Source organism: Mesorhizobium sp. YC-39, from assembly GCF_025753795.1.
Taxonomy (GTDB): domain Bacteria; phylum Pseudomonadota; class Alphaproteobacteria; order Rhizobiales; family Rhizobiaceae; genus Mesorhizobium.
In genome coordinates, this window is the sequence record NZ_JAOWPS010000002.1 from 413428 (window position 1) to 427705 (window position 14278).

Sequence of the window (14278 nt, forward strand, 5' to 3'; positions counted from 1 at the left end):
GCTGGTTTAGATCATGTTTCGGCGTTTGACCGAAACACGATCTGTTACAAATTGCCTCAATCCGTGAATAGCGTCGCGGACATGCCTCTCCAGCACCTGTCATGCGCGGATTCGTTGGCAGACTCAGGAAGCGAGTCGGTCGACACGGCCCGTTTCGGGGTCGATGCCGTATTCCTTGAGCTTCCTGTAGAGCGTGGAACGGCCGATGCCCAGGCGTCGGGCGACCTCGCTCATCTGGCCGTTATAATGGTCGATGGCGAGCTTGATCATTTCAAGTTCGACGTCGGCCAGCGCGCGGACATTGCCGCGTTCGTCGAGCGCCCGTAGCGTGCCGAAGCGGGGCTGCAGCCTGGCCGGCGCATCAGGCTCGGTCGCGGCAACGCCGTCACCGGCTGGTCCCTCGCCACGCGATTCGATGGCCAGGTCAGGCAATGCGGAAGGCGACAATGCGCCGTATGCATCGAGATTGACGGTGCCATCGACCTGTGCCCGGATCTGCGGAAATTCCTCCACCGTCAGCATGTCACCTTCGCAAAGCACTGAGGCGCGGAAGACGGCATTTTCGAGCTGCCTGATGTTTCCCGGCCAGTCGTAGGCCTGCAGCATGGCGAGTGCCGCGGCCGAGATGCCGTTGAGACGGCGGCGCGGATCGGCGGGCGCGACCTTTTCCATGAAGTGTTCGACAAGGTAGGGGATGTCGTCACGGCGATCGCGCAGCGGCGGCACGAAGATCGGATAGACGTTCAGGCGGTAGAACAGGTCCTCACGGAACTTGCCGTCCTTGACTTGCTGCAGAAGATTGCGGTGCGTGGCCGAGATCAGCCTGATGTCGACCCTGACGGTCGAACGCCCGCCAACCGGATCGACCTCGCCATCCTGCACGGCGCGCAGAAGCTTGACCTGCACATCGAGCGGCAGGTCGCCGATCTCGTCGAGGAAAAGCGTCCCCGAATGGGCTTCCACAAACTTGCCGGTGTGCTTTTCGGTGGCGCCGGTGAACGAGCCCTTCTCATGGCCGAACAGGATCGATTCGACCAGATTGTCGGGAATGGCGCCGCAATTGACGGTGACGAACGGTTTCGAGCGGCGGTCGCTGCTGCCCTGGATGGCACGCGCCACCAATTCCTTGCCGACGCCCGATTCGCCTTCGATGAGAATCGGGATGTTCGACGCGGCCGCCTTCTGGCCGAGGCGGATCACCCGGTCCATCGCCGGGCTATGCGTGATCAGGTCCTTGAAGGTTAGATGGTCGCCGCGCCGCCGCGTCGTGCGCTTCACCTCGCCCTCGACCGCCTCGACCTTGAGCGCATTGCCGATTGACGCCTGCAGCCTCTCGGGAGAGGCGGGCTTGACGACGAAATCGAAGGCGCCGTGACGCATCGCCGAAACGACGGTCTCGATGCCACCCTGGGCGGTCTGCACGATGACCGGAACCTGGATGCCGCGCTCACGCATCGCCTTCAGCACGCCGATGCCGTCCAGGCCCGGCATGACGAGATCGAGGATGACCACAGAGACGTCGCGCGCATTGGGCCCGTCGAGAACGTCGAGACCGGCTTCGCCACCGTCCGTGACGATTGCGGTGTGGCCGTATTTCGCGACCGCCGCCTCGAGCAGCCTGCGCTGCACGGGATCGTCATCGACTATGAGTATGGAACCTGTCATGACTGGTTCAACTTATGCCCGCCCAATATGCCCCAGGGGAGACTGCGCCCTATGGATCATCTTGGCACAGGGTTCTAAATAAGGTTTCAAAAAACCCGGTGAACGAATTCCTTAGGATTTGACCGGCTTCTCATTCCTCTCGAATTTGGCCCCCTCGAATCTTGGTTCTGGAAGATATGGCAATGCGCATGGTTTTTGGTCGGCGGCTGGCGGCGGCGTCCGGTCAGGGCGCGGCGGAGCTCGGCGACCTGCCGGAATGGAACCTCGCCGATCTTTATCCGGGCATGGAGGCTCCGGAGCTCAAGCGCGATATCGCCAGGGCGGCCGCCGATGCCATTAGCTTCGAGAGCCGCTGGAAAGGCACGCTCGCCGCCGAGGCCGAGCGTGGCGAGGGCGGCAGGCTGGGCGAAGCGCTTGCCGCCTATGAGGCGCTGGAGGAACTGATCGGCCGGATCGTCTCCTATGCCGGGCTGGTCTACGCCGGCAACACGGCGGATCCGCAGCGCGCCAAGCTCTATGGCGACATCCAGGAGAAGATGACCGACGCCAGCGCGCATCTTCTGTTTTTCGCGCTCGAACTGAATCTCATCGACGACGCCGCGATCGCGACCGCGCTCGCCGCCGATCCCGATTTCGCCCACTACCGGCCATGGGTACTCGACTTGCGCATGGACAAGCCCTACCAGCTCGAGGACCGGGTCGAACAGCTTTTCCACGAAAAGTCGATCACCGGGCGCGGCGCCTGGAACCGCCTGTTCGACGAGACGATGACCGATCTGCGCTTCGACATCGACGGCGAGGAACTGACGCTGGAGCCAGCGCTCAACCGGCTGCAGGACGCCGATGGCGAAGTGCGCCGCCGCGCCTCCGAGGCGCTGGCCGCGACCTTCCGCAAGAATTTGCGCACCTTCACGCTGATCACCAACACGCTGGCCAAGGACAAGGAGATTTCTGACCGCTGGCGCGGCTTCGAGGACATCGCCGATTCGCGCCACCTCGCCAACCGCGTCGAGCGCAGCGTGGTGGACGCGCTGGCTTCGGCCGTACGCGACGCCTACCCGCGCCTGTCGCACCGCTATTACGCGATGAAGGCGCGCTGGCTCGGCATGGACGTGATGAACCATTGGGACCGCAATGCACCGTTGCCCGAAACCCCGCAAGCGGTCATCGGCTGGGACGAAGCCAAGAATACGGTGCTGTCCGCCTATCAGCGCTTCTCCCCCGACATGGCGGAAATCGCCAGGACATTCTTCGATCGCAACTGGATCGATGCGCCGGTCAGGCCCGGTAAGTCGCCGGGCGCCTTCGCGCACCCGACCGTGCCGTCGGCGCACCCTTACGTGTTGCTCAACTACATGGGCAAGCCACGCGACGTGATGACGTTGGCGCATGAGCTCGGTCATGGCGTGCACCAGGTGCTGGCCGGCGGCCAGGGCGCACTGATGGCTTCGACACCGCTGACGCTGGCCGAGACGGCATCCGTCTTTGGCGAGATGCTGACCTTTCGCTCGCTGCTCGAACAGACCACCGACAAGCGCGAGCGCAAGGCCATGCTCGCCCAGAAGGTCGAGGACATGATCAACACGGTCGTGCGCCAGATCGCCTTCTACGAATTCGAGCGCAAGGTGCATGCCGAGCGCAAGAACGGCGAACTGACGTCGGACAGGCTAGGCCAGTTCTGGCTGGAAGTGCAGGCGGAAAGCCTCGGGCCGGCGATCAAGCTGCGTGAGGGTTACGAGGTCTTCTGGACCTACATCCCCCACTTCATCCATTCGCCCTTCTACGTCTATGCCTATGCTTTCGGCGACTGCCTGGTGAATTCGCTCTATGCGGTCTACCAGAATGCCGAGCGCGGCTTTCAGGAGAAGTATTTTGCCATGCTGCGCGCCGGCGGCACCAAGCATCATTCCGAGCTTCTGGCGCCCTTTGGCCTCGATGCCACCGACCCTGCCTTCTGGCAGATCGGACTCGGCGTGATCGGCGGCCTGATCGACGAGCTGGAAGCGCTGGACAATTGATGCCCGCAGGCGAACGCGCGGGGCAGCAGAACAGTTTAGCCGGAATGCATATTGAACCCATTCTATTCTTGCGCTGAATATTTGTTCTTGAATAACTCTCTATGGAATTTTTCCGTTAGCTTTCCGTAGGCTGTATGATAGCGTCCCGCCTCAAGCTCAACCGGGCGCGCGGCTCCGGCCAGGAGATTCTCCGGCCGGTCATGGCGCTTCGGCGAATGCGACAGCGGCCGTTGGCCATGGCGGGGAAGCCAGTCGCCGACAGCTCGATCGAAGCCGGCTGTTCCGCGAACCGCGGAACCACCATCGAATGGTCCTTTGCCAAGGTCGCTAACCCTGACCGCGGCGGACGGATCGGACTGGAGAGAGAGACAATGGGCACTTTTTTCTACATGCTCCTGGCGTTCCTGGTAGGTGTGTTGGTTGGCTGGTTCATCTGGGGACGGCTGCGTGGCGAACTCGACAGTCTGCGCGGCGATCTGGATCGCACACGCAGCGAGCGCGACAGACTGCGTGCCGACTCCGATCGTTTGACCGGTGAGTTGGATGCGTGCGGCCGCACCCGTGCCGATCTCGAACGCCGGTTGGCCGAGGCGCAAGCCGCCAGGACCGGCACTGCCAAGGCTGCCACCCAGGCGCCGGCAGCACTGATGTCGACGCCAACGCCAAGCAAACCCTCGGCAGCGGCATCGAAGACAAGTGCGACCAAGGCAAGTGCCCCCAAGACGAGTGCCCCCAAGGCCGGGGCGACCAAAGCAGGCGCATCGAAGGCGGCAACGGCGGGCGCCGCGAAGACGAGTACTGCTGCGAAAAAGGCCGCACCGGCGGCAAAGAAAACCACGGCAGCCAAGGCGACGGCGGCGGCGGGCAAGGCCAACGACCTGCGCCGTCTGATCGGTATCGGCCCAGCCAACGAGCGGCTGCTCAAAGGGCTGGGGGTCACGACCTATGCCCAGATCGCCGCATGGACGGCCGCCGACGTCGCGCGGATCGAGAAGACCTTGAATTTCGATGGCCGCATCGAACGTGAGCGTTGGATCGAGCAGGCCAAGCTGCTCGCCGCTGGCGACGAAACGGAATTCGCGCGCCGCTTCCCCACCGCAGGGACCGCCAGCAACACTTGACTTGCCTGCCGGCATCGAGCCCAGAACAACTGGCGGCGTCCCCGGACGCCGCCATTTCGCTTTTTGCATCACCGCTGTCTTTGCGTCCTGAGACGCCGTTCCCTCGATTGCGCGGGATCGAGGCCCCATATAGAGCGATCGATGATCGCCATTGGCCGCAGCATCCGAGCCTCATGTCCCTGCCCTCTGCAATTTTCCGCAACGACAAGAGTGCGCGTCAGCTCGTCTTCAACGATCCGGCCGACATCATTGTGGCGCATGAGGCGCAGGATTTCCTGCCGGCGCTCGAAACCGCGCAGGCCGCGCATGCGGCCGGAAAATGGCTGGCCGGCTATCTCTCCTACGAGGCCGGCTACCTGCTCGAACCGAAGCTCGTCCCGCTGCTGCCGGCAGGACGCCGCGCGCCGCTTGTCTGCCTGGGCGTCTTCGACGCGCCTGTCGAACAGGCGGTCAAGCGCAGTCACGCCGCGGCGACCAACGGCCCGATCTTCGACGCAAGGGCTGCGTGGTCTTCGCAAGACTATGCACAGCGCTTTGCGCGGCTCCACCAACACATCCGCAAAGGCGATTGCTACCAAGGCAACCTGACCTTTCCGGTCCACGCGCAGTGGTCCGGCGATCCGCTGGCCGCCTTCGACGCGTTGACCGAACGCCAGCCGGTGAAATACGGCGCGCTGGTAGCGCTCGGCGATCCCATCGTCCTGTCGCGGTCGCCGGAACTGTTCTTCGAGATCGACGCCGAAGGCATGATCGAAACACATCCAATGAAGGGCACCGCGCCGCGCGGCGCGACCAAGGCGGAGGACAAGCGGCTGAAGGCATTCCTGTCCAACGACGAGAAGAACCAGGCCGAAAACCGGATGATCGTCGATCTCCTGCGCAACGACATCTCGCTGATCAGCGAGGTCGGCACGCTGGAGGTGCCGGAGCTTTTCCGCATCGAAACCTATCCGACTGTCCACCAGATGGTGAGCCGCGTGCGGGCGCGGCTTTTGTCCGGTCTGACAATCCGCGAGGTCTTTGCAGCACTCTTTCCCTGCGGCTCGATCACCGGCGCGCCGAAGATCCGCGCCATGGAAATCCTGCACGATCTGGAAACCGCGCCACGTGACGTCTATTGCGGCGCCATCGGCTGGATCGCACCTGGCGGCACGATGCGCTTTTCGGTGGCGATCCGCACCATCTCGCTCTTTTCCAGCGGCGAAGCAGTCTACAATGTCGGCGGCGGCGTCGTCTTCGATTCGACGGCCGAGGAGGAGTATCAGGAGTGTCTGCTGAAAGCGCGCTTCGCGACGGGAACACCACTGATTTCGAGCTGATCGAGACTATGCGCTGGGAGCCTGGCCAGGGCTTCCTGCGTTTCGACCGTCATCTTGCGCGCCTCTACGGCTCGGCAAGCGAACTGGGCTTTGCCTGCGATCCGCGCAAGGTCGGCGAGGTGCTGACAAACGTCATCGACCGGCCGGATGTCGCCTTGCGCACACGCCTCGTCCTGTCGCGCAACGGCAAGGCGACGGCGTCGGCCGTGCCCTACGAGCCGCTTGCCGCCGACAAGGTCTGGCGGCTGCAACTGGCGCGGATACGACTCGATTCGAACGACACGCTGCTGCGCCACAAGACCAGCCGCCGGGAAACCTACCAGCGGGCGCGCGCCGAATATCTGATCAGCCGGGCCGACGAGGTGCTGCTGGCCAACGAACGCGGCGAAATCTGCGAGGGCACGATATCAACTCTCTTCGCCGATTTCGGCGACGGCGCACTGGCGACGCCGCGGCTCGACTGCGGCCTGCTTGCTGGTGTCCTGCGCGCTGAGCTGCTGGATCAAGGCCGCGCCCGCGAAGCGATCTATACCTTGGACGATCTCAAGTCGGCCAAGGCGCTGTTCGTCGGCAATTCGCTGCGCGGATTGATCCCGGCGCGGCTGGGCTGACGCGATCGATTGGACTCCCATATAGAGGCATGAGCATCCCCACCCACACGCCCTATGACGGCTCGTCGAAGCTTTTTGCCATCGGGCTGAAGCCGCTCGACTTCGGCGGATGGATTGAGGTCGATCGCCATCTGCTGTCTCATCTGGCCGAGAAGCGCCGGCTCTATGCCGAAATCCCCGGCAGCGTCTTTGTCGAGGAGGACGGCACGCGCGATGCCCAGCGCGAGGTACTCGACCTGCTCGGCGCGCACTTGCTGGCGAAACATCCAGACATCTATCGACGCTCGAGCAAAGGGATCGAGGTGATCGGCGCCGACGCCAGCGGCTTCAGCGATGCACCGCTTGTCGCGGCCTCGTTGCTTGTCCAGGAAGACCTGATCCTGATGCGCCGCGACAAGAATGGCTGGCGGCTGGTGGCCGGCTCGCTCTGCTTTCCCTCCTCAGGGTCGCTGATCGAAAAATTCGGCAGGCCGCTGCAGGAGATCCATGCGCCGGTGCCAGGCTTCGGTCCAGGCACGCGACCGGCCGACCTTATCAACCGCATGTTCGACGGCCTTCAGGGCCAGGTCGTCGAGCGCTACAACTGGTCGATCCAGGCCGGCGATGCGCTCTACCATCCACTCTCGAACCTCGAGCGCGTCGACCGCACCACCAACCGCCCCTCCAAATTCTCGGACGGCGACATCGATGCCCGTGCCTTCATTCGTGTCGAGCGGCAGACGCTCCGAAAACTTCCCGCTTCGCGTGACGTCCTGTTCACCATTCGCATCCATCTCGACCCACTGGTTGTGCTGGCGCGTCATCCCAATCGGGCAAGGCTGGCAGCGTCTTTCGCCGCGCAACTGCTGGCGCTCGACGAGGCCCAGCTCGACTACAAGGGCATGACATCGGACCGCGACCGGCTGGTTGCCTTCCTTAACCACATGGCGAATGCGGCCTAGCCGGCGGTTGGCGCTTTTCACTGGTTTATGACAATGATCTGTGGTGTAGCGCTTGGTCGTCCGGCAGAAATGCCGGATTTTTCCTGTGTTTTGAGGAGTGTTCGATAAAATGGCGAATGAAAACTGGCCCGTTTACGGTGAAATCACCGGCCCTGTCGTGATGATCGGCTTTGGCTCGATCGGACGGGGAACGCTGCCGCTGATCGAACGCCATTTCAAGTTCGACAAGTCGCGCATGACCGTCATCGACCCGCGCGACACCGACCGCAAGCTGCTCGACGAACGTGGCATCGCTTTCGTCCAGGAAGCCGTGACCGAGAAGAACTACAAGAAGCTTTTGACGCCGCTTCTGACCAATGGCGGCGGCCAGGGCTTTTGCGTCAACCTGTCGGTCGACACCGGCTCGGTGGATTTGATGCGACTCTGCCGCAAGCTCGGCGTGCTCTACATCGACACTGTCGTCGAGCCATGGCTTGGGTTCTATTTCGATGCCAAGGCCGACAATGCCAGCCGCACCAACTACGCGTTGCGCGAAGCCATGATCAAGGAAAAGCACGACAGGCCCGGCGGCGCGACGGCGATCTCCACCTGCGGCGCCAACCCGGGCATGGTTTCGTGGTTCGTCAAGCAGGCGCTGGTCAACCTTGCCAGCGATCTTGGCCTGGAGTTTTCGGAGCCGGCGCAGGAGGATCGCGAGGGCTGGGCCAAGCTGATGAAGAAGGCCGGCGTCAAGGGCATCCACATCGCCGAGCGCGACACCCAGCGCACCAAGAAGCCGAAGCCGATGGATGTCTTCTGGAACACCTGGTCGGTCGAAGGCTTCGTTTCGGAAGGCATGCAGCCGGCCGAGCTCGGCTGGGGCACGCATGAGAAATGGATGCCGAAGAACGCCAAGAAGCACAAGCATGGCTCCAAGGCCGCGATCTATCTGGAGCAGCCCGGCGCCAACACCCGTGTGCGCAGTTGGTGCCCGACGCCGGGGCCGCAATACGGCTTCCTGGTAACGCACAATGAGGCGATATCGATCGCTGACTTTTTCACGGTGCGCGGCAAGAAGGGCAAAGTGCATTACCGCCCCACCTGCCACTACGCCTACCATCCGTGCAACGATGCCGTGCTGTCGATGCACGAGATCTTCGGTGCCGCCGGCAAGCCGCAGGCCGCTTACCACGTGCTCGACGAGAATGAGCTGGTCGATGGCGTCGACGAGCTCGGCGTGCTGCTCTACGGCCACGACAAGAACGCCTATTGGTACGGCTCGCAATTGTCGCTGGCGGAGGCGCGCAAGCTAGCGCCCTATCAGAACGCGACCGGCATGCAGGTTACCTCAGCGGTGCTGGCCGGTATGGTCTGGGCGCTGGAAAATCCTGAAGCCGGCATCGTCGAGGCCGACGAGATGGATTACAAGCGCTGCCTGGAAGTGCAGTCCCGCTATCTCGGACCGGTCAAGGGCTACTATACCGACTGGACGCCGCTCGATAATCGCCCCGGCCTGTTCCCGGAAGACCTCGACAAAAACGACCCGTGGCAATTCCGCAACATCCTCGTTCGATAGCGGTCCCACGAGCATGCCTCACCGCCTTGCAATCGCCCGGAAATCGGGCGATTGAAGGAAGCGGCCTGGAGCGACGTGTATCCATTGGAAAGTACGCTCTAGCACTTTGGATGTACGCATCGTGTTTTCCGAAATCGAACAGATTTTCGGTCCGATGCTCGAGGAGAGGATTTTTCATGACGATCGCGCGAAAATTGCTTTCGGCCTGCATTGCCGCGGCCACAGCCGTCGCCTTGGCGGCCTGCACCACCACCGGCCCGAGCGAGCCGCCGGCAAGCTCGGCCAAGGGGGTCGAGGGTTCCTGGATTGACGCGCAGGGCACGGGCTTGTCGACCTTTGCCGGCGGCAGCTTCAAGACCGTCGCCACCGATACCGGCCAGAAGCTTGCCGATGGCAGCTACACCATGACCAGCGGCACGTCGGTCGAGATCCATGGCACCTCGCTGATCCGCCAGACGCCGATCAGCTTCAACTGCCTGCTGATCTCCACCTCGCAGCTCAATTGCACCAGCGGCAGCGGACAGAATTTCGTACTGACCAGACGTACCTGAGCACTGTACTGAATTGCTTCTACAAAGGAAGGCGGCTTAGGTCGCCGTCCTTTTTTTGCGCCGGCAAAGCTGATCCCGATTCCACTTGCGTCGACCCAAACGCAGTGTGAACATGGCCAAAAAGTCGGACGGTTATAGCCCAGTCAAACAAGAGCGTTAAACGCTTCTGGCCAAGTCACCCGGGAGACAAAAAAATGAAGAAGATCGCAGTCATTGCCGCCCTGTCGGCGTCCACGCTTGGTCTGTCGGCCGGAGTATCCTTTGCCGACTACACGCTGAACATCCTGCACATCAACGACTGGCACAGCCGCATCGAAGGCAACAACAAATATGAATCGACCTGCTCGGCCGAGGAAGAGACCAAGGGCGAGTGCATCGGCGGCGCCGGGCGATTGATCACGACGATCGCCCAGGAACGCAAGAAGCTGGAAGGCCAGAACGTGCTGCTGCTCAGCGCCGGCGACAATTTCCAAGGCTCGCTCTTCTACACCACCTACAAGGGCAAGGTCGAAGGCGAGTTCCTCAACCAGATGAAGTTCGACGCCATGGCGCTCGGCAATCACGAATTCGATGATGGCGAAGCCGCGCTCGCCCCGTTCCTCGACATGATCAGGTTTCCGGTGCTCGGCGCCAATGTGAAGGCCAATGCGCAGTCCAAGCTCGGCGACCGCGTGAAACCGTCGATCGTCGTCGAAGTCGGCGGCCAGAAGATCGGCATCATCGGCGCGGTTACCAACGATACGCCGGAACTGGCCTCCCCTGGCCCCAACATCACCATCGAGGACGACGTCAAGTCGATCACATCAGAGGTCGAGAAACTGAAAGGACAGGGCGTCAACAAGATCATCGCGGTCACCCATATCGGCTACAAGCGCGAGCGCGATGTCATCGCCAAGATCCCTGGCGTCGACGTGGTGGTCGGCGGCCACAGCCATTCGCTGCTGTCCAACACCGACCCGAAGGCCGAAGGCCCCTATCCGACGATGGTCGACAATCCGGACGGCTACAAGGTTCCGGTCGTGCAAGCGGCGTCCTATTCCAAATATCTCGGCGAGTTCAAGGTCGTGTTCGACGACAACGGCGTGGTCAAATCGGCCAGCGGCGATCCGATCTATCTCGACAAGTCGATCACCCCCGATCCCGCCGTGCTTGCGCGCATCAAGGAGCTCGGCGCGCCGATCGAGGCGTTGAAGAACAAGGAAGTTGCCGAGACCACCAAGGCGATCGACGGCAGCCGCGAGAATTGCCGCGCCCGCGAGTGCGAGATGGGCAATCTCGTCTCCGATGCCGTCCTCGACCGCGTCAAGGGCCAGGGCGTCGAGATCGTCATCTCGAATGGCGGCGGCCTGCGCGCCTCGATCGACCAGGGCACCGTCACCATGGGCGAGGTGCTGACCGTGCTGCCGTTCCAGAACACGCTGGCGACCTTCCAGATTTCCGGCAAGGATCTGGTCGCCGGTCTCGAAAGCGGCCTCAGCCAGGTCGAGGACGGCGCCGGCCGCTTCCCACAGGTTGCCGGCCTGAAATACGCGTTCGACAAATCGGTCGCGCCCAATGCCGGTCGCGTCAAGTCGGTCGAGGTCATGGAAGGCGGCGCCTGGACACCGATCAATCCGGACAAGGATTACCTGGTCGCCACCAACAACTATGTCCGCCAGGGCGGCGACGGCTACAAGATCTTCGCCGACAAGGCCAAGAATGCCTACGACTACGGTCCGGGCCTAGAACAGGTGGTCGCCGATTACCTCGGCGCGCATCGGCCCTATACGCCGAAGCTCGATGGCCGCATCACCGAGATCGCGGCGAACGTTGCTGCGGCTCCCACAGCACCGGCTGCTGAACCAGCCAAGCCGGCCGAGCCTGCTCCGGCCGAACCGGCAAAACCGGCGGAGGCGGCCCCGGCCGCTCCTGCTGAACCGGCGATGCCTGCATTGCCGGCCGGTTCTGGCGACATCGCCACGACGCCGCCAAGCGTGCCGGCTGAGGCCACGCCGGCCCCGGCTGAGACAGCTCCCACCGAACCGGCAAAGCCAGCCGAGGCGGCGCCGGCCGAAAGCAGCCATGTTATCGTTGCCGGCGATACCTATTGGGATCTGGCGGTGAAGGCTTATGGCGACGGCACCAAGTGGAAGGTGATCTCCGGCGCCAACAAGGGCTATGAACCACACCATCTCCCGATCGGCGCAACCTTGGTCATTCCAGCCGCGGGCAAATAGCAGCTTCGGGACTTCGAGGAGCACCCGCCCGGCAACCGGGCGGGTTTTTGCTTTCAAGACAAGGTGCGGCCAGACGCTGCATTGAAAACCGGCGCGGCATCGCTAGTTTCGCGATGTCCGGAGACCCCCTATGACGCTTTCCAGCCCTGTCGACCCCAAAGCCGCGAGGGCCTTCGGCCCGCTGCCAGCAGGACATCGGCCGGCCGGTGCGGGCAGGATCGGCGTCATGCTGGTCAATCTCGGTACGCCCGATGGCACCGACTTCAAGCCGATGTGGCGCTATCTCAGGGAATTCCTATCCGATCCGCGCGTCATCGAGCTCAACAAGGCAATCTGGTATCCGATCCTCTACGGACTTGTGCTGACCACGCGGCCGAAGAAGTCGGGCGCCAACTACGCCAGGATCTGGAACCGGGAGCGCAACGAATCGCCGCTGCGCACCTACACCCGCGCTCAAGGTGAAAAGCTTGCCGAGGCGCTTGGCGACCTGCCTGATATCGTCGTCGACTGGGCGATGCGCTACGGCAATCCCTCGACGGCGAGCGTCGCCCAAAAACTGGTCGAGCAGGGCTGCGACCGCATCCTGTCTTTCCCGCTCTACCCCCAATATTCGGCGACGACGACGGCGACCGCCAACGACCAGCTGTTTCGCGCTCTGATGAAGATGCGCCGCGCCCCGGCCGTCCGCAGCGTGCCGCCCTACTATGCCGAGCCTGTCTATATCGAGGCACTCGCCCGTTCGATCGAGCAGCATCTGGCGGGCCTCGATTTCGAACCGGAAGTGGTCATCGCCTCCTACCACGGCATTCCGAAACCCTATTCCGACAAGGGTGATCCCTACCAGGCCCATTGCCTGGAGACGACGCGGCTGCTGCGCGAAAAGCTCGGCTGGGACGAGAAGAAGCTGATCACCACCTTCCAGTCGCGCTTCGGCGCGCAGGAATGGCTGCAGCCCTACACCGACAAGACGGTCGAGAAATTGGCTGGGAAAGGCGTGAAATCGATCGCCGTTGTCAATCCGGGCTTTTCCGTCGATTGCATCGAGACGCTGGACGAGATCGGTCGCGAGGCGGCCGAAACCTTCCATCACGCCGGCGGCGGAAAATTCGCGCACATTCCTTGCCTCAACGACAGCGCCGAGGGCATGGCGGTGATCGAGGCGATGGTAAGACGAGAACTCGCCGGCTGGATTTGAACGTCCCCGACGACAAGGCCGAAACCGGTGCGCAAAAGCCTTCGCTAACCAATATTCGTGATCACCAGATTGTAACGCTGCGGAAACACACTTAAGTGATTCCGTGAGGTCGTCGGCTTTTGAGGGAGAAATGAAATGGGCTTTAGCGGTTTCGACATCGCCATCATTGTTCTTGTCTTTCTTGTCATTATCCTTCTTTTCAAGGGCATCAAGACGGTACCGCAGGGCTATAACTATACGGTGGAGCGCTTCGGCCGCTACACCAAGTCTTTGACGCCGGGTCTTAATATCATCAACCCGATCTTTGAGCGCGTTGGCGCCAAGATGAACATGATGGAGCAGGTGCTCGATGTCCCGACGCAGGAGATCATCACACGCGACAACGCCATCGTCGCCGTTGACGGCGTCGCTTTCTACCAAGTGCTCAACGCCGCGCAGGCCGCCTACCAGGTCGCCGGCCTTGAGAACGCCATCCTCAACCTGACGATGACCAACATCCGCACCGTGATGGGCTCGATGGACCTCGACGAATTGCTGTCGAACCGCGACGCCATCAACGAGCGCCTGCTGCGCGTCGTCGATGAGGCCGCGCACCCCTGGGGCATCAAGATCACCCGCGTCGAGATCAAGGACATCAATCCGCCGGCCAACCTCATCGAATCGATGGGCCGCCAGATGATGGCCGAGCGCAACAAGCGCGCGCAGATCCTCGACGCCGAAGGTCTCAAGCAGTCGCAGATCCTCGAGGCGGAAGGGCGCAAGGAAGCCGCCTTCCGCGACGCCGAGGCGCGCGAACGTTCGGCCGAGGCCGAGGCACGCGCCACACAGGTGGTGTCGGAGGCGATCGCCAAGGGCGACGTGCAGGCGCTCAACTACTTCGTCGCGCTGAAATACACCGAAGCCCTGACCAAGATCGGCTCCGCCACGAACAGCAAGGTCGTGCTGATGCCGATGGAGGCTTCATCACTGATCGGCACGCTCGGCGGCATCGGCGAGATCGCCAAGGAAGTCTTCAGGAGCGAAGGCACTGCCGGCGCCGCACGGCAGACCGCGCGTCCACCGGTGGTTCGCCCGAGCGAAAACTGA

At 62.6% G+C, this 14278-nt stretch carries 11 protein-coding genes; 10 read left to right on the forward strand and 1 reads right to left on the reverse strand.

The window, feature by feature from the left end; translation table 11 throughout:
* Positions 1-123: 123 nt before the first annotated feature.
* Positions 124-1665 (reverse strand): sigma-54-dependent transcriptional regulator, encoded by a 1542-nt coding sequence (locus OHD62_RS11380; protein ID WP_263782785.1) that lies wholly within the window; start codon positions 1663-1665, stop codon positions 124-126.
* A 182-nt stretch (positions 1666-1847) separates the two neighbouring features.
* Between OHD62_RS11380 and OHD62_RS11385 the strand changes: the two genes are divergently transcribed.
* From OHD62_RS11385 to OHD62_RS11430, 10 genes are all read left to right on the forward strand, one after another.
* On the forward strand, positions 1848-3683 hold the full coding sequence (locus OHD62_RS11385) for a M3 family oligoendopeptidase (RefSeq protein ID WP_263782786.1): 1836 nt from the start codon (positions 1848-1850) through the stop codon (positions 3681-3683).
* Positions 3684-4054: 371 nt separating this feature from the next.
* A complete protein-coding gene (locus OHD62_RS11390) occupies positions 4055-4804 on the forward strand; it encodes a proton-conducting membrane transporter (protein ID WP_263783858.1) in 750 nt (249 codons plus the stop codon).
* A 173-nt stretch (positions 4805-4977) separates the two neighbouring features.
* Positions 4978-6123 carry an aminodeoxychorismate synthase component I gene (locus OHD62_RS11395; protein ID WP_263782787.1) on the forward strand — a complete coding sequence of 382 codons (1146 nt, stop codon included), beginning with the start codon at positions 4978-4980 and terminating at the stop codon, positions 6121-6123.
* The gene (locus OHD62_RS11400; RefSeq protein WP_263782788.1) at positions 6072-6734 is read left to right on the forward strand and encodes an aminotransferase class IV family protein; all 663 of its coding nucleotides are present in this window, start codon (positions 6072-6074) and stop codon (positions 6732-6734) included. Before OHD62_RS11395 ends, OHD62_RS11400 begins: the two co-directional genes overlap by 52 nt.
* Positions 6735-6763: 29 nt before the next feature.
* Complete coding sequence (locus OHD62_RS11405; protein ID WP_263782789.1) at positions 6764-7675, forward strand: heme-dependent oxidative N-demethylase family protein; 912 nt, start codon at positions 6764-6766, stop codon at positions 7673-7675.
* 109 nt (positions 7676-7784) lie between these two features.
* Positions 7785-9230 carry a homospermidine synthase gene (locus OHD62_RS11410; protein WP_263782790.1) on the forward strand — a complete coding sequence of 482 codons (1446 nt, stop codon included), beginning with the start codon at positions 7785-7787 and terminating at the stop codon, positions 9228-9230.
* A 176-nt stretch (positions 9231-9406) separates the two neighbouring features.
* Positions 9407-9781 carry a hypothetical protein gene (locus tag OHD62_RS11415; RefSeq protein WP_263782791.1) on the forward strand — a complete coding sequence of 125 codons (375 nt, stop codon included), beginning with the start codon at positions 9407-9409 and terminating at the stop codon, positions 9779-9781.
* A gap of 194 nt (positions 9782-9975) precedes the next feature.
* Positions 9976-11997, forward strand: coding sequence for a 5'-nucleotidase C-terminal domain-containing protein (locus OHD62_RS11420; protein WP_263782792.1), 2022 nt, complete (start codon positions 9976-9978; stop codon positions 11995-11997).
* 130 nt (positions 11998-12127) lie between these two features.
* The gene (hemH, locus tag OHD62_RS11425; protein WP_263782793.1) at positions 12128-13192 is read left to right on the forward strand and encodes a ferrochelatase; all 1065 of its coding nucleotides are present in this window, start codon (positions 12128-12130) and stop codon (positions 13190-13192) included.
* Positions 13193-13327: 135 nt separating this feature from the next.
* Complete coding sequence (locus OHD62_RS11430; RefSeq protein WP_263782794.1) at positions 13328-14278, forward strand: SPFH domain-containing protein; 951 nt, start codon at positions 13328-13330, stop codon at positions 14276-14278.